The following is a 14,857-nucleotide window of genomic DNA, read 5'->3' as shown; positions in this document are numbered from 1 at the left end:
GCGTCCTCGCCGATCTCGGCGTCACCCTCTTGGGAATTCGGGCGCGTAGGCGGCGGTCCATGCCGCCAGCAACTGCAGCCGTTCCGCGGTGGGGGAATTGGGTTCGGCGATGTATGTCGACAGCGTGATGGACGGCGCGGAGTCGAGGGTGAGTTCCTCGAAACCGAGGATCAGCTCTCCGACCTCGTGGTGGTGGAGGATCTTCGTCCCGGAGCGGTGGACGCCGACGTCGTGGGCGGCCCACCGGGCGCTGAAGTCGTTGCTGCGGGTGGACAGTTCGCCGACGAGTTGAGTGAGCTGCTTGTCGTGCGGCGTTGCTCCGGCGTGGGCGCGGAGCATCTTCACGCAGGTGGTGGCGGCGGCGTCGAGGTCGCCGTAGAACCTGGCCGCGGCGGGGTCGAGGAAGACGAAGGACGCCAGGTTCGGGGCTGAGGTGGCCGAGCGGCGGGTCGGGCTGCTGTAGACGACATCGAACAGCGCCCTGCCGAGGGCGTTCGCGGCCAGGACGTCGAGACGCCGGCTCAGGGCGATGACAGGCGAGGCGCTCATGGAGTCGATGAGCAGCTGCACCCGCTGGGGCACGGTCGTCGCGGCTCGCGACGTGCGACGGGGGCGGGCGGGCCGCTGGGCTGAGCGGGCGAGGTCGTAGAGGTAGGCGGTCTCGTCCTCGTCCAGCCGCAGTGCCCGGGCGAGGGCGTGGAGGACCTCGTCGGAGACGCCGGTCAGGTCGCCCTTCTCGATCCGGGTGTAGTAGTCCACCGAGACGCCGGAGAGCATCGCGACCTCCTCGCGGCGTAGACCCGGGACGCGACGCACACCGCTGCCTCGGGGGATACCCGCTTCCTCGGGGGTGATCTTTGCACGCCGGGTGGCCAGGAACTCCCGCACGTTCTCGTTCTTCGGCGTCATGAACTCAACGTTAGGCGGGCCCCGGGCTCGGAGCCAGGTTCGGCCAGGGCCCCGGACGAAGGGGGTTCCAGCGCAACCTTCCTCCTGCCGCTCGGGGCGCGCAGAGTTGAAATCGTCCGGGGCAGTCAGGAAACGGCCCGGCGCTCGACGGACATGAACAGGACGAATCAGGAGGCACCATGACCGGACGTACCGAGCAGGTAAGGTTCCGGTCCCCGGGGATGGCCTGGGACCTCGCAGGGGTCCTCCACCTCCCCGCGGACTTCGATGAGGATGGATCATATCCGGCGATCGTGAGCGTGCACCCGATCGGCAGTTGCAAGGAGCAGACCGCCGGCAACGTGTACGCGAAGGCGCTGGCCGAGGCCGGGCACGTCGTGCTGGTGTTCGACGCCAGCTTCCAGGGCGAAAGCGGCGGGCAGCCGCGCCTTGTGGAGGACCCGGCCCAGCGTGTCGAGGACATCCGGGTCGCGATCGACCACCTCGTGACCCTGCCGTATGTCGACGCCGACCGCATCGGTGGTATCGGGGTCTGCGGAGGCGGCGGCTACGTCATCAGCGCGACCATGACGGATCGCCGGATCAAGGCCGTCACGAGTATCACCGGCGTGAACTTCGGCCGACTGAGCCGTGAGTCCTTCAGCCAGTACGCCCCCATCGCCGTGCTCGAGCAGATGGCGGCGCAACGCACCACCGAGGCCCGCGGCGAGGACGCGCGTGTCGATGACTTCCTGCCCGAATCCGTCGAGGCGGGCAAGAAGGCAGGCGTCGATGACATCGACATGCTCGAGGCCACCGACTACTACAAGACCGATCGCGGCCGGACACCCGGCGGCGCGACCAGCGCGACGTTCTCGCGACGAGCGGCGGCGGTCGGCTGGGACGCTTTCTTCGACGCCGAGCTGCTGCTGACCCGGCCGCTGCTCGTCGTGATCGGCGACAAGCCCGGCGGGTTCGGGGCGTACCGCGACGGGCAGGAGATCTACGGCCGTGCCGCCTCGGAGGACAAGCGGCTGTTGGTGCTGCCGGACACGTCCCACTACGACCTGTACGACCAGCCCGAGCCCACGGGCAAGGCCATCGAAGCCGCCGCTGAGTTCTTCGGCACCCACCTGTGACCACGGCGCACACCGAGACACCAGACCACATCGCAGATCGATCCCAGGAGAGAAACATGAGCGAGAACATCGAGATCAAGACCCTCAACGGCTACGGAACCACCCTGGCCGCCGTGATCAACTTCCCTCCGGACTTCGACGCCTCGAAGCAGTACGCGGCGATCGTCGTCTCCCACCCGGGCGGCGGCGTGAAGGAGCAGACCGCAGGCCTGTACGCGGGCAAGCTGGCCGAGCCCGGCTTCGTCACCGTCGCCTACGACGCCTCGTTCCAGGGCGCGAGCACGGGCCAGCCACGTCAGCTGGAGAACCCGCACATCCGCACCGAGGACGTCAGCGCCGTCGTGGACTACCTGACCACGCTCGACTACGTGGACAACGACCGGATCGGGGCGATGGGTATCTGCGCCGGGGCCGGATACACCGCCAACGCCGCGATCGACGACCCGCGAATCAAGGCCGTCGGCACAGTGAGCATGGTCAACATCGGCCAGATGTTCCGCAACGGCTGGACCAATGACGTCGCCGATCCCGATGCCGCCCCGCTGCTGAAGATGGGCGCGGACGCCCGCACCACCGACGCCCAGGGCAAGGACAACCAGTTCCCGCTGGCCCCGATGAAGGAAGACGACGCGCCGAACGAGGAGCTGCGCCAGGCGTGGGAGTACTACCACACCCCGCGCTGCGAACACCCGAACGCCCCGGGTTACATGACAGCACGCAGCTTGTCCCAGATCATCGCCTACGACGCGTTCCACAAGGCCGAGGCGTTCCTCACCCAGCCACTGCTGATCATCGCGGGCAGCGACGCCGGATCGAAGTGGATGAGCGACGACCTCTACGAACGCGCTGCGAGCCAGGACAAGTCCTTCCACGTCGTCGAAGGCGCAAACCACATGCAGATGTACGACGGGCAGAAGGAAGTAGCCGAGGCCGTGAGTAAGCTCGGCCCCTTCTTCGCCGACAAGCTCTGAACCAACCACCGAGAACTGCCCGGCCCGGCGCCACGATGCTGAGCCGGCAGCCGCCTTCAACGAAAGGACTACCCCATGGCCGCGTGGACCAAGGACGAGCTGGACCGCATCAACGCCGAGACGTACTTCACCGTCGGGGCCACTCTTCCCGACGGAACCACCCCGAAGACCGTCGACATCTGGTCGGTGCCCGTCGGTGACCGGATCTTCATCCGCTCCTTCAACGGCACGCAGGGCAAGTGGTACGGCCCCGCCGTGGAGACCGGCCGCGGCCGGATCTCGGCCGGAGGCATCGAGAAGGACGTACGGTTCGTGCCGGTCGATCCCGACGACGAGGAGACGAATCAGGCCGTCGACGCCTCGTTCCTGAAGAAGTACGCCGACAGTGAGTACTCGGTGACGATGTCGACCGAGCCGGTACGCCGCAACACCCTCGAGGTCGTCCCCGAGGACTGACCCGGACGACGAGGATGGTCCTGGGAGCCGTCGCGCGAGGGCTCCCAGGACTTTTTCCTGCACAGAAGGCTTCGCCATGACGACGTGCGTCGCGGTCGACAGGCCCCTCCTGCCGGGCGACGCTCATCTACGCGACCGGCAAGATGTCGAACTCGTCGACTACCACTGAGACCGACCTGATCGAGCCGATCCATCCGGGAGAGCCTGATGGAGGACTTCAACGAGGGCTTCGGGATAACGCAGAACAAGCCTGCTGTGTCCATCGAGGTGCCGCCGCGCCGGATCAACGAGATCGTGACCCGGTTGGCGGGGGATCACCGCTGACACGGCGATCCGTCTGGCGCGCTACTCCGGCACCTCCGAGGAGTTCTGTATGAACCTGCAGTCGAACGACGAGCTGCGGATTGAGCGACGGGCACTGCACGACCGGGTTGACGCGATCGAGCCGTAGCCGCCTGCGTGAGGAGCCTCGGCGGAGGTGATCTGTGTCGTGAAACTTGCCGGCACGAATGCCATGCCGTCCGACGGAAAGCGGGAAGGCAAGTGATCGATACGGTTTGGCCGGGACCGTCGTTGTGGTCACGGGGGCGAGCGGCATCGGGGGCTGCGGTCAGTCGTGCCATTGCTGACCGGGGCGCAAGGCGATCTCGCCGCTACTCGCACGGGGTAATGCGGATCAGGGGTGGAACGGTGACCCTGCGGCGCCGCTGTGCTGCCCGTAGCGCTCGTGCGCGGCGAGGAGTACCGGGTGGAGCTTGCGGGGGCTGAGCTCGAGGTGCTTCCACAGGTAGCGCTGTCGCTGATGGGGGCTGGTCATGCCGTGCCGAGCGGCGGCTTCCTCGGTGAGTCGAAAGGTCACGAAGCGCGGGGCTCCGGGCTTCAGCCGCTGCAATTCGATCCGCTCGATATCGGTCCAGGCGACGACGGTAGCCGGCAGGAGCTGACCGCGCTGCGACAGCGCGAGGCCTTCCCGGCTGAGCACCAGGGACTCCGACCTCCGCAACCGCAGGACGGCGCCCACGGGGGCGAGTGTGAGGCATCCGAGCGCCGCGATGCCGACCGCCCATACACGCAGATTCGCCGCGATGGCCTGCCGGCCGCTCTGCGGTTCGGAGGAGCTGTCGATGATGACCACGAGGAGGAGAGCCAGCAACGCACCGATCGTCATCGCGACGATGAGGGTGAGCAGAACCCGCCCACGCGAGGTGGGGATCGTGACGCGCTCGCCACGGTCCAGGGCCGCGAGCGTTTCCTCGGCAGCACGTTTATTCGTCATCTCAGACCATCCTAGGCCGAGCGCACGTCGAGCCTTGCCGACGTCCCTAGTTGATGTCGAACTGCTCGATGAGGTCGTCGGTGTCGACCGACACGCTGTCCTCGGGGCCGGCGATATCGGCCGAGGTCACGACCTCGTTCGCCTGGTCCGGCGGGTAGGCGCGCATCCTCACGGAGGCGAGCCTCACATTCGGTTGCGGCAGGTAGGCGCGGATCAACGCCTCGTGGATGCGCTCGAGGGCCTGCTCGGTCTGCGCGCGAGTCGTCGTGGCGACGGAGATGTTCCCGGATATCGACGTTCCCTGTGAGAACCCGTCCTGATACTGGACTTTGCCCGCCACGTACTCGGGCAGATCCTCCACGGCCGCTTGCAACGCCCGTTGCACCGCCTCCACGTTGCTGCGCCCGCCGAAACACCCAGTGAGCGCGAGCCCCAGGGCACCGACACCGGCCGCTAGCACGGTGCGTCGCTTGACGTCACTCGTCGAGTGCATGGGGGAACCTCCGTCAGCGTGAATGTCTCGCCGTCATGGGGCTCAAGACTACGACGGCTGTTCCACAACTCCGGCATCCGCCCCGGCTCGCGGTCGCTCCGGGGAGAAGGACACCAGGCTCCGGCGGGCGCGATGGGCGCGATCGTAATAACCGACCGGATCCGCGAACGAAACGTCGCAGCACGACGAACCGGCCCCCCGAATTCCGCTGTACTGCGGCCGACACCGTCGGTGAGAGACACCGACGCCGTGCTCGATACGTGTGCAGGGTCTCGCCCGGCGCGTGCGGCGCGCTGGCCACGTGACCGCAGTACAGCTGAGCCGCGGTGCGGCGCTTCAACGAAGGCCGTCCTCGGGTGCCGAGGTCGGCTGCGTCCAGCGAAAGCGCTCGACGAAGGCGTCCAAGCCCGGGACTCTCGTCAGGGTCATGAAGACGGCGCACCCGACCGCGCCGCCGACGGTGTTGAAGATGAAGTCGTTGACATCGGCGATGTGGCCCCCTGCGACGAGCTTCTGCGCCGCGAGTTGCGATAGCTCGATCGTGAAGCTGACCGCCACCACCCACGCCAGGACCTTCCACCACGAGGGATGCGCGAGAAGCAGCGGGATCAGTATCCCGAGAGGAAGGAACACGAGGACATTCGTCAGGGCGTCGGCGAACTCGTAGTCGTGGAAGGGGACGAGTGCGAGGCCCGGTGTCCACGGTTCATCCGCGCGGGGCATTCCCAGATAGACGGGAAACAGGGTATTGGCCAGGATGCCGCCGGCGTAGACGGCCAACGCCCCGGCGACCGAGGCGCGGGGCACGGAGAGCAGCTGTCTCGTGTGCAGGTGCCAGAGCAGGACAGCGAAGAGCAGCAGTCCGATGGGGATCACGACGGGCAGCGCTGGAACGCGATCGAAGGGGCCGGTCATCGCCGATGATCGTAGCCCCTCGCGATGGCCGGCATCGACATCTCGCTTGACGTGGCCCACGTCACGTGTGTACGGTCACAACCGCTAGACGGTTTTAGAAACCGTAGAACGGTTTATGGAGGGTCAATGTCGGAACCTGGAGTGCGCGTGCTCGGTCGAGCCTGCGCCGTACTCGACTGCTTCACCGAGGCGGAGCCGTGCTTGGGCGTGGCGGACATCCGTCAGCGAACGGGCCTGCCGGCCACGACGGTCGCCCGCATCGTCACGACGCTCGTGCAAGAGGGACTATTGGTCCGCGAAGGCGATGACTATCGCGTCGGCCTGAGGGTCCTGGTCTGGAGCGCCCCCGCCCGGGCGGGCTCGAGCCTTCTCGGCGTCGCGCGCCCCTTCGTGGAGCAGCTGCGGGACGTCACCGGTGAGAGCGCCGGGTTGTATGTCCGCCAGGACCACACCCGTGTCCTCGTGGAGGCCGCGTCGTCCCACCACTCGGTCATCTACCGCGGCTACGTCGGGCAGGTCCTGCCGCTGCACGCGGGTGCCGCGGGCAAGTGCTTCATGGCCTTCGACGATCAGGCGCTCACCGCCGCGGCCACCGCGGGATTCGAGCGGTACACGGACTCGACGGTCGTCGAGCGCGATCGCCTGGACGAGCAGCTCGCCCTGGTGCGCGAACGCGGCTGGGCCTACAGCGAGAGCGAGCGCGAGGTCGGCCTGAACTCGGTCGGCGCGCCGATCATCGGATTCGGCGGGCGACCGGAGGCCGTGCTGGCGATCGGCGGTCCGTCGACCCGGCTCGATCAGGCGGCCGCCGAGCGCGTCGGCCCGATCGTCGCCGCGACGGCGAACGCGATCGCGGCCCGCATGGGGCACGTTCCCGCAGAGGAGCGTGTCGATGTCTGACGCCCAGGTGCTGTCGGACCTGCTGCGCGCCGATCGGCTGCTCGTGGCCCCCGGCGTCTACGACGGACTGTCGGCGGCGGTCGCCGCTCGAGCGGGAGTCGAGGCCGCCTATGTCTCCGGGGCTGCCGTCTCGGCCTCGGAGGGACTACCCGATATCGGCCTGACGACCGTCACGGAGATCGCCCGCGCGATCGCCGTGGCACGCCGCCACCTCACCGGCGTACCGATCATCGCGGACGGCGATACCGGCTTCGGCGACGAGACCAACACCTTCCGCACGGTGCAGACCTATGAAATCGCCGGCGCCGCCGCGGTGCAGCTGGAGGACCAGGTCTTCCCGAAGCGGTGCGGTCACCTCGACGACAAGGCGCTCGTCGAGGCCGACGAGTTCTGCCTCAAGATCGAGGCCGCCACGGCCGCCCGCTCCACGGCGCTGATCGTCGCGCGGACCGATGCCGTCGCGGTCGAGGGGATCGACGCGGCCCTCCGGCGCGCCCGGGGCTATGCCGAGGCCGGAGCCGACGTGATCTTCGTCGAGGCTCCTCAGACGATCGAGCAGATCGCCGACATCCCCGCCGCCGTCGACGTTCCCGTCATCTTCAATGTCGTGCCCGGGGGCAAGTCACCCGATGTCTCACGAGAACAGCTCGAGGAGTTCGGCTATGCCGGCGCCATCCTTCCGGCCGCGACCGTCGGCGCCGCCTTCGCGGCGATGACCGCGGCGATGGCCGATATCGCCGGTGGCCGGCTGTCGTCGGGCCCCGCGGTCGCTCCGCGGGTCCTGTTCGAGGCCGTCGGTCTCGACGCGTGGCTCGGACGCCGCGCCAGCGAGGAGCCCGCGCATGCCTGACACCATCATCGAGAAGATCCTCGCCCGCTCGTCGGGTTCGTCCGAGGTCCGCCCCGGACAGATCGTCACCAGCGATGTCGATATGACCGTCGTCATCGACGTGCAGTTCGCCCACGACCGGCTCGGCGACGTGCGTGCCGTCCACGACCCCGACAAGATCGCGGTCGTCCTCGACCACGCCGTCCCCGCGCCGACGCCGCGCGACGCCGAGCACGGCAGCAAGGCACGCGACTTCGTGGCCAAGCACGACATCGACCGCTTCTACGACGTGGGGCGTCACGGCATCGTGCACCAGGTCATCGCCGAGCAGGGCCTCGTCCTCCCCGGCACGGTGGTCTGCTGCACCGACTCGCACACCTGCGCGGGCGGCGCGCTCAACTCGGCCGCCCGTGGTCTCGGACCGCTGGAGATCCTCCAGATGATCTGCACCGGCCAGACCTGGTATCGCGTCCCGCCCTCCATCCGCTACGAGCTCACGGGCACCAAGCCGGCGCATGTCAACGGGAAGGACATCTTCCTCGCCATCGCGGGCGCCTACGGCGATGCCACGGACCACGCCCTGGAGTTCGGCGGACCGGGGCTCGCCTCGGTGCCGATGTCGGACCGTCGCACCATCGCCACGCAGGGCGCGGAGATCGGAGCGGACTTCACGCTGTTCCCCTACGACGACCTGACCGAGGCGTTCCTGGCGGAGGTCGCGCCGGGCGCGACGTACGTGCCGGGCAACGCCGACGCGGGCGCTGAGTACGCCGACGTGCGCACGATCGATCTCTCGACGATCGAGCCGATGGTCGCGCTGCCGGGAACGGTCATCAACAACGCGGTCCCGTTGAGCCGGCTCGAATCCGTCACGATCGACCAGGCGTTCATCGGATCCTGCGCCAACGGCCAGCTCGCCGACCTCGAGGTCGCCGCTCGCATCGTCTCGGGACGGCGGGTGGCGCCGGGGGTGCGGCTGATCGTGACACCGGCCTCGCAGCAGGTGTACCTCGACGCCGTCAGGCTCGGCTACGTCGCCACCCTCGTGGAGGCGGGAGCGGTGGTGACCAACTCGACGTGCGGTGCCTGCTTCGGCTACCACATGGGCGTGCTCGCGCCGGGCGAGGTCTGCGTCACCTCCAGCACCCGCAACTTCCGCGGCCGTATGGGCAGCACCGAGGCGCAGGTCTTCATGGCGTCGCCGGCCACCGTGGCCGCATCGGCGTTGATCGGACGCATCGCGAGCCCCGACGAGCTGGCGGAGGTCGCCGCATGACATCGACACTTCGCGTCCGCGGTCGTGCCTGGGTCTTCGGCGACGAGATCAACACCGACGACATGTACCCGGGCTTCGCGATGAAGCTGCCGGTGCCCGAGGCGGCACAGCACATGTTCGACGCCACGCGCCCGGGCTGGCCCCGGCTCGTGGAGCCCGGCGACATCGTCGTCGCCGGACGCAACTTCGGCCTCGGGTCGAGCCGCGCCTGCGCCGAGCTGTTCGTCCACCTCGGGATCTCGTGCCTGATCGCCGAGCAGTACAACTCGCTCTTCCATCGCAACGCCCTCAACTACGGCCTACCGGCGCTCGTCGTCCCGACGGCCCGGCAGTTGATCGACGAGGGCGATGTCCTGGCCGTCGATGCGGCGGCGGGCCTGCTGCGTAACGAGACCCGCGGGGTCGACCACCAGGTCGAGCCGCTGCCGGAGTTCGTCACGGAACTGATCGAGGGCGGCGGACTCATCAGCCGTCTGGAAGCCGGGGGATACCTGGATCGCGTCGACGCGACCAGCACCACAGGAGGAAAGTCATGAAGTCCAGCAATATCCTGATCGCCGGTGCGGTCGCCTCGGCGCTGTCGTTGAGCGCGTGCGGCGGCGGTGGCGACGCCAGCGAGGTCACCTCATTCGACATCGCCGTCAGCAATGCCTCCGAGCCGTATTCGATCCCGTGGCTGGTCGGCAAGGACCAAGGATTCTTCGAGGACCGCGGCGTGACGATCGGCGATATCGTGCCCGGCAAGGGTGGCGGCACGACGGTCCGCAACATGCTCAGCGGCGATCTGCCGATCGCCGACGTCGGGTTCACCTCCGTGCTGGAGTCCAGCGAGGCCGGGGCGCCCCTGACAGTGGTCGGCGGTGCCACACAGAGTGTCTACGGGCTCGACTTCTATGCCCTCGATGCGAACGCCGAGGTTAATTCCATCGAGGACATCGGCACCTGGGCTTACACCAATCCCCAGTCGGTGACGCAGGCGCTCACCTTCATGCTCCCGCAGGTCGCCGGGGTCGAGAAGACCGTCGAGCGCACCTCATCGGGTGGCGTCGGCGAGGGGGTCGCGCTGCTGGAGGCCGGTGACGTCGATGTCGCGGTGGTGCCGCCGTCGGTCGTCGCCAAGAGCGACAAGTTCCGTGTGGTGGTCTCCAGCGCCGACTACCTCGAGAAGTTCCAGCAGAGCGTCATCGCCACGACACCCGAGTTCGCGGAGCAGAACCCGGAGACGGTCGAGGCCGTGGTGGCCGGGTATGCCGAGGCCGTCGAGTTCATCCGCGAGAATCCCCAGGAGGCCGCCGATCTGTACGCCGAGTACATCGAGATCGATCCTGCCGCGGCGAAGGCGATCGTCGACCATGCGCTCGACTACGACAACTGGGGAGCCGGGTTCGATGCCGAGGCCATCGAACAGGCGGTGGAGGCCCAGCGCATCGCGATGGATTCCGAGGAGCTCGAGTTCTGCGATCTGTTCCAGGACGACTTCCTGCCCGCCGGTGTCTCGGACACCCTGCCCTCCGAGTGCGGGTGACTCGCCGATGAGTACCCAGACCGTCCAGGAGGACGTGCCCATGAGCAGCACTACGACGCCCATCGTGTGGGCGACCCAGGTCGAACAGCACTTCGGTCCGGTCCACGCCCTCGGCCCGGTCGATCTGCGGATCGAACGAGGAGAGTTCGTCTCGATCGTCGGTCCCAGCGGATGCGGGAAGTCCACTTTGCTGGAGATCGTCGGCGCGTTACAGGATCCTGCTTCGGGCACGGTCGAGATCGACGGCGCCCCGGTGGACGGCCCCCGTCGGCGGACCGCGATCGTGTTCCAGGAGTCGGCAACGCTTCCGTGGCGGACCGTCCTCGACAATGTCGCCTTCGCGCTCGAGGTGCGAGGGATCGGACGCAAGGAACGCCGCGACACGGCGCGCGAGCTCGTCCAGATCGTCGGCCTGGCCGGCTTCGAGGACCACTATCCCGCGCAGCTGTCCGGCGGCATGCGGCAACGCGTGGCCATGGCGCGCGCGATGTCGACGGAGCCGGACCTGATCCTGGCCGACGAGCCGTTCGGTGCTCTCGACGAGCAGACCCGCATGCTGATGGCAGAGGAGCTGCTCCGTGTGGTCGACACGATCGGCTGCGGCGTCCTGTTCATCACGCACAGCATCCAGGAGGCCGTGCTGTTGTCGGATCGTGTCCTGGTGATGGGCCGCAGGCCGGGCACCTTCATCGACGAGGTGCCGATCGACCTGCCTCGCCCGAGGTCCCACGTGGCGCTGTCGGAACAGTCGGCGACCGAGGCGCAGGAGCGGATCTGGGCGCAGATCCGCAGTGAGGCCGAAGTCGCGATGCGGAGCGAGCGGTGACGGCGCGTTCGGTCGTCCCCGCCTATGTGCGCCCCACGCCGGCACGGGTGGCGGGACTGCCCGCTCGGGCGTGGACGCTCGTGCTCCTCGTCGTGATGGTGGCGTCGCTGGAGCTCTACGCTCGATCCGGCGCGGTGTCCCGCCTCGATCTCATCCCCGTGAGCGAGATGGCGACGCGATCCATCGAGCTGCTCGGCGACCGTGACTTCGTCGTCGACGCCCTGCTCCGTAGCGCGCTCCTGATCTGCGTGAGCTTCGTGGCCTCGGCCCTCGTGGGCGTGGGCGTCGCCTATGCGATGTCGCGCTATCGATGGATCCACCGGGCGATGAAGCCCTATGTGAACGTGTTCTACGCGCTGCCGATCTTCGCGCTCTACCCCGTTATGGTCGTGATGTTCGGGACGGGGATGGTGCCGATCATCCTGCTGGCGACGCTCTTCAGCGTGGTGATCGTCATCTCCAACTCCCTGGTCGGGTTCGAGTCCACGCCCCCGATCGTCACCAAACTCGCGCGATCGCTGGAGATGACGCCGGCTCAGCAGCTGCGCAAGATCCTCCTGCCATCGGCACTGCCCGACATCCTGGCGGGCCTCAAGCTCGGTCTCGGCTATGCCATCATCGCCGTCCTCGCCACGGAGTTCATCCTGGCCACGACCGGGCTGGGTCAGGTCGTCAACCGGGCCTACAACAACTTCAACACCGTCGACATGTACGCGGGCATCGTCTTCGTGAGCGTCTTCGCCCTCCTGGCGAATCTCGCACTGAGCGCCGCCCTGAGCTCGTTCGACTGGAGGCGCCGATGAACGCCCGTAGCGCACGTGAGAGCCGCCGGGGCGCCAGCGCCGACCGGCGCCCCGGGTCTCCTGCCTGGGTCCCGCCCCTCGTCCTCGCCGGACTCATCGTGATCGCCTGGGCGGTCTCGTCGGCGCTGGCGGACAGTGCGGTGTACCCCAGCCCGGCCGAGGCGCTGGAGAGTCTGTGGTCCGATCTGTCGAGCTCGCGATTCCTCGGGAGCGTCGTCGACACGGCCCGGGTACTGCTCCTGTCCTACGGGGCGGCCGTCGTCATCGGGTCGGTCGCCGGGATGATGCTGGGCCTCAGCGCCTTCTGGTCCGGTGCCGCGCTGCCTCTGGTCTACGCGCTCAACAGCATCCCGAAGATCGTGCTCTACCCGATCTTCCTGCTCTTCCTGGGTATCGGCGATATGAGCCGCGGGTCCTTCGCCTTCGTCTCCGGCGTCCTGCCGATGTTCCTGATCATGGTCGAGGCGACCGCCGGGGTCAGCCGGCTCCACCTGAAGATGTCCGCGAGCCTGGGCATGTCGCGGTGGTCGCTGATCCGACGCATCGTGGTGCCGAGTGTCCTGCCGTCGCTCGCGGCCGGCATGCGATTGTGCTTCGGGCTGACCCTGATCGGGCTGCTGCTGGCCGAGATGTTCTCCGGATCCTCCGGTCTGGGCTATGAGCTGCTGCGCAACCTGTCGCTGGCCCGCGTGGAGAACATCATGGGCCAGGTCCTTCTCATCGGGGTGCTCGCCCTGGTTCCCACTCTCGCGCTACAGCAGCTGGAGCTGCGTATCCGCCGACGTTACGAGGTGACGCCATGACGACCTACTCGCCCGCAGAACAGCCGACCGATGCCGCCGGGGTCACCGGTCGGTTGGCTACCTGGGTGGCCGGGCTCCAGCACGATGACGTGCCCCAGCCTGTCCGTGAGCGTGCCCGCCACCTCGTCCTGGACGGATTGATCTGTGCGCTGGTCGGTGCCCGGCTGCCCTGGTCCGAGCGCGCGGTCGATGCGGTCGTGGCGCTCGAGGGGAAAGGTGACGTCCCCGTCATCGGGTGGGGTCTGACCACCTCGGGTCCGGCGGCGTGCCTGCTCAACGGGACCTTCATCCAAGGCTTCGAGCTGGACGACTATCACGTCCGTGCACCGCTGCACAGCAACTCCCTGGTGGTGCCGAGCGCGCTCAGCACGATCTCGGCGCTCGGCCGGACCGTGTCGGGGAAGGAGACGCTCACCGCTCTCATCGCGGGGTACGAGGTGGGGCCGCGCGTGGGGCTGGCTCTGCACGGTGCCGAGATGTTGTCCCGGGGGTGGCACTCGGGCGCGGTCTTCGGCACGCATGCGAGCGCTGCGACCTCGGCGCGCCTGCGTCGGCTCGATCCAGCGAGGATCGAGGACGCTCTCGGCCTCGCCGGCACACAGTCCGCCGGGTTGATGGCGGCGCAGTACGAGGCGATGTCCAAGCGCATGCACCACGGATTCTCCTCCCGCAACGGCCTGTACGCCGCGGCGCTCGCCGAGGCCGGCTACACGGGCATCAAGCGCGTGTACGAGCGCGAATACGGCGGATTCCTCGCCACCTTCGGTGAAGGCCACGATCCGCGGGCCGACCTGATCGTCGATGCTCTCGGCGGTGAGTGGGCGCTCCTGGACACGGGCGTGAAGGCGTATGCGGCCATGGCCGCCACGCACGCGCCCATCGACTGCGCCCTGGAAGCTCGTTCTCGGGGGATCGCGGGCGGCGATGTCGAGTCCATCTCCGTCGAGGTCTCGCACGCGGCGTACCACCACGGCTGGTGGCGTCCCGAGCGGCCGTTGGAGACGATCGGCGCCCAGATGAACATCGGCTATGCCGTCTGCGTCGCGCTTCTCGACGGCCAGGTGCTCGCCGAGCAGTTCACGCATGACCGGGTTGGTGCCGACGATGTCTGGAGCCTCCTCGATCGCGTGGACGTCCATCACTGCCCGGCGTTCGACGGTCCCGAGGATCGTTTCCGCACGCGGATGGTCATCGCGTTGCGCTCGGGCGAGTCCGTCGAGATCGAGGTGGCCGGCCCGCTCGGCGGTCCGACGCGTCCGTTGTCGAATGCCGACGTGGTCGCCAAGGCTCGCCGCCTCGCTGCCTCCATCGACATCGTCGACCGGTGGGCGCGTATCGAGGACCTGGTGCTCGGTCTCGACTCGCTGTCGGACGTGTCGGTGCTCATCGCCGAGCTCACTGCACCCGTTCCCGCACTCCCCATCGCTCTGTGACGGAAAGGCTCCTCATGTCCAACCTCGCCAGCCTGCTCGATGAGACCACCGCGAAGTATCCTGACCGTGTTGCGATCGTTTTCGGCGATACGCGTTTGACGTATGCGCAGGTCGACGGCGCGGCGAATCAGGTCGCGAATCTGTTGGTGTCGCGCGGTATTGAGCCGGGTGACAAGGTCGCGATCTCGATCCCGAATCTGCCGTACTTCACGATCGTGTATTTCGGCATTCTGAAGGCTGGTGCCACGGTGGTGCCGCTCAACATCCTGCTGACCGCGCGTGAGGTCGCCTATCACCTCGACGACTCCGATGCGAAGGCGTATT

The 14,857-nt window shown here is 67.9% G+C and carries 17 protein-coding genes; 13 read left to right on the top strand and 4 right to left on the bottom strand.

The features are described from left to right. Positions 1 to 21: 21 nt before the first annotated feature. Positions 22 to 909 (bottom strand): helix-turn-helix domain-containing protein, encoded by an 888-nt coding sequence (locus tag JL108_RS16535; RefSeq protein WP_205199257.1) that lies wholly within the window; start codon positions 907 to 909, stop codon positions 22 to 24. A 179-nt stretch (positions 910 to 1,088) separates the two neighbouring features. Here JL108_RS16535 and JL108_RS16530 point away from each other — a divergent pair, with 179 nt between their 5' ends. The 3 genes from JL108_RS16530 to JL108_RS16520 all read left to right on the top strand — a co-directional run bounded on the left by JL108_RS16530 (position 1,089) and on the right by JL108_RS16520 (position 3,454). Further along, entirely contained in the window at positions 1,089 to 2,027 is a 939-nt protein-coding gene (locus tag JL108_RS16530; RefSeq protein ID WP_205199256.1) for an alpha/beta hydrolase, read from the top strand. Positions 2,028 to 2,083: 56 nt separating this feature from the next. Next, on the top strand, positions 2,084 to 2,998 hold the full coding sequence (locus JL108_RS16525; protein WP_205199255.1) for an alpha/beta hydrolase: 915 nt from the start codon (positions 2,084 to 2,086) through the stop codon (positions 2,996 to 2,998). 75 nt (positions 2,999 to 3,073) lie between these two features. Then, positions 3,074 to 3,454 (top strand): DUF2255 family protein, encoded by a 381-nt coding sequence (locus JL108_RS16520; protein ID WP_205199254.1) that lies wholly within the window; start codon positions 3,074 to 3,076, stop codon positions 3,452 to 3,454. Positions 3,455 to 4,130: 676 nt separating this feature from the next. On the opposite strand, the gene JL108_RS16510 is transcribed toward JL108_RS16520, so the two are convergent. From JL108_RS16510 to JL108_RS16500, 3 genes are all read right to left on the bottom strand, one after another. Beyond that, a complete protein-coding gene (locus JL108_RS16510; protein WP_205199253.1) occupies positions 4,131 to 4,730 on the bottom strand; it encodes a hypothetical protein in 600 nt (199 codons plus the stop codon). Positions 4,731 to 4,776: 46 nt separating this feature from the next. After that, complete coding sequence (locus JL108_RS16505; protein WP_205199252.1) at positions 4,777 to 5,223, bottom strand: hypothetical protein; 447 nt, start codon at positions 5,221 to 5,223, stop codon at positions 4,777 to 4,779. Positions 5,224 to 5,559: 336 nt separating this feature from the next. Next, the gene (locus JL108_RS16500; protein ID WP_205199251.1) at positions 5,560 to 6,138 is read right to left on the bottom strand and encodes a VanZ family protein; all 579 of its coding nucleotides are present in this window, start codon (positions 6,136 to 6,138) and stop codon (positions 5,560 to 5,562) included. Between the two features lie 126 nt (positions 6,139 to 6,264). Here JL108_RS16500 and JL108_RS16495 point away from each other — a divergent pair, with 126 nt between their 5' ends. From JL108_RS16495 to JL108_RS16450, 10 genes are all read left to right on the top strand, one after another. Further along, positions 6,265 to 7,038 carry an IclR family transcriptional regulator gene (locus tag JL108_RS16495; RefSeq protein ID WP_205199250.1) on the top strand — a complete coding sequence of 258 codons (774 nt, stop codon included), beginning with the start codon at positions 6,265 to 6,267 and terminating at the stop codon, positions 7,036 to 7,038. Further along, positions 7,031 to 7,888 (top strand): oxaloacetate decarboxylase, encoded by an 858-nt coding sequence (locus tag JL108_RS16490; protein WP_205199249.1) that lies wholly within the window; start codon positions 7,031 to 7,033, stop codon positions 7,886 to 7,888. Before JL108_RS16495 ends, JL108_RS16490 begins: the two co-directional genes overlap by 8 nt. Beyond that, positions 7,881 to 9,143 carry an aconitase/3-isopropylmalate dehydratase large subunit family protein gene (locus JL108_RS16485; protein ID WP_205199248.1) on the top strand — a complete coding sequence of 421 codons (1,263 nt, stop codon included), beginning with the start codon at positions 7,881 to 7,883 and terminating at the stop codon, positions 9,141 to 9,143. The genes JL108_RS16490 and JL108_RS16485 overlap by 8 nt, the downstream gene beginning before the upstream one ends. Further along, positions 9,140 to 9,679 (top strand): 3-isopropylmalate dehydratase, encoded by a 540-nt coding sequence (locus JL108_RS16480; RefSeq protein WP_205199247.1) that lies wholly within the window; start codon positions 9,140 to 9,142, stop codon positions 9,677 to 9,679. The genes JL108_RS16485 and JL108_RS16480 overlap by 4 nt, the downstream gene beginning before the upstream one ends. Beyond that, positions 9,676 to 10,668: an ABC transporter substrate-binding protein gene (locus JL108_RS16475; RefSeq protein ID WP_205199246.1), complete on the top strand. Its 993-nt coding sequence runs from the start codon at positions 9,676 to 9,678 to the stop codon at positions 10,666 to 10,668. Before JL108_RS16480 ends, JL108_RS16475 begins: the two co-directional genes overlap by 4 nt. 7 nt (positions 10,669 to 10,675) lie before the next feature. Next, a complete protein-coding gene (locus tag JL108_RS16470; protein WP_240191404.1) occupies positions 10,676 to 11,494 on the top strand; it encodes an ABC transporter ATP-binding protein in 819 nt (272 codons plus the stop codon). Continuing rightward, positions 11,491 to 12,297 carry an ABC transporter permease gene (locus JL108_RS16465; protein ID WP_307837299.1) on the top strand — a complete coding sequence of 269 codons (807 nt, stop codon included), beginning with the start codon at positions 11,491 to 11,493 and terminating at the stop codon, positions 12,295 to 12,297. Before JL108_RS16470 ends, JL108_RS16465 begins: the two co-directional genes overlap by 4 nt. Then, positions 12,294 to 13,100: an ABC transporter permease gene (locus JL108_RS16460; protein ID WP_143914233.1), complete on the top strand. Its 807-nt coding sequence runs from the start codon at positions 12,294 to 12,296 to the stop codon at positions 13,098 to 13,100. The genes JL108_RS16465 and JL108_RS16460 overlap by 4 nt, the downstream gene beginning before the upstream one ends. After that, entirely contained in the window at positions 13,097 to 14,533 is a 1,437-nt protein-coding gene (locus JL108_RS16455) for an MmgE/PrpD family protein (RefSeq protein WP_205199245.1), read from the top strand. Before JL108_RS16460 ends, JL108_RS16455 begins: the two co-directional genes overlap by 4 nt. A gap of 14 nt (positions 14,534 to 14,547) precedes the next feature. After that, a partial coding sequence (locus tag JL108_RS16450) for an AMP-binding protein (RefSeq protein WP_205199244.1) occupies positions 14,548 to 14,857 on the top strand: 310 nt, incomplete at its 3' end.

This window comes from Aeromicrobium sp. YIM 150415 (assembly GCF_016918125.1).
Taxonomy (GTDB): Bacteria; Actinomycetota; Actinomycetes; order Propionibacteriales; family Nocardioidaceae; genus Aeromicrobium; species Aeromicrobium piscarium.
The sequence above is the reverse complement of the archived record's forward strand: the minus strand, read 5'-3'. Positions and strand labels throughout refer to the sequence as shown.

Coding starts and splice junctions, on each gene's coding strand:
- JL108_RS16535 (WP_205199257.1), bottom strand. CDS start 909: ATGACGCCGAAGAACGAGAACGTGCGGGAGTTCCTGGCCACCCGGCGT.
- JL108_RS16530 (WP_205199256.1), top strand. CDS start 1,089: ATGACCGGACGTACCGAGCAGGTAAGGTTCCGGTCCCCGGGGATGGCC.
- JL108_RS16525 (WP_205199255.1), top strand. CDS start 2,084: ATGAGCGAGAACATCGAGATCAAGACCCTCAACGGCTACGGAACCACC.
- JL108_RS16520 (WP_205199254.1), top strand. CDS start 3,074: ATGGCCGCGTGGACCAAGGACGAGCTGGACCGCATCAACGCCGAGACG.
- JL108_RS16510 (WP_205199253.1), bottom strand. CDS start 4,730: ATGACGAATAAACGTGCTGCCGAGGAAACGCTCGCGGCCCTGGACCGT.
- JL108_RS16505 (WP_205199252.1), bottom strand. CDS start 5,223: ATGCACTCGACGAGTGACGTCAAGCGACGCACCGTGCTAGCGGCCGGT.
- JL108_RS16500 (WP_205199251.1), bottom strand. CDS start 6,138: ATGACCGGCCCCTTCGATCGCGTTCCAGCGCTGCCCGTCGTGATCCCC.
- JL108_RS16495 (WP_205199250.1), top strand. CDS start 6,265: ATGTCGGAACCTGGAGTGCGCGTGCTCGGTCGAGCCTGCGCCGTACTC.
- JL108_RS16490 (WP_205199249.1), top strand. CDS start 7,031: ATGTCTGACGCCCAGGTGCTGTCGGACCTGCTGCGCGCCGATCGGCTG.
- JL108_RS16485 (WP_205199248.1), top strand. CDS start 7,881: ATGCCTGACACCATCATCGAGAAGATCCTCGCCCGCTCGTCGGGTTCG.
- JL108_RS16480 (WP_205199247.1), top strand. CDS start 9,140: ATGACATCGACACTTCGCGTCCGCGGTCGTGCCTGGGTCTTCGGCGAC.
- JL108_RS16475 (WP_205199246.1), top strand. CDS start 9,676: ATGAAGTCCAGCAATATCCTGATCGCCGGTGCGGTCGCCTCGGCGCTG.
- JL108_RS16470 (WP_240191404.1), top strand. CDS start 10,676: ATGAGTACCCAGACCGTCCAGGAGGACGTGCCCATGAGCAGCACTACG.
- JL108_RS16460 (WP_143914233.1), top strand. CDS start 12,294: ATGAACGCCCGTAGCGCACGTGAGAGCCGCCGGGGCGCCAGCGCCGAC.
- JL108_RS16455 (WP_205199245.1), top strand. CDS start 13,097: ATGACGACCTACTCGCCCGCAGAACAGCCGACCGATGCCGCCGGGGTC.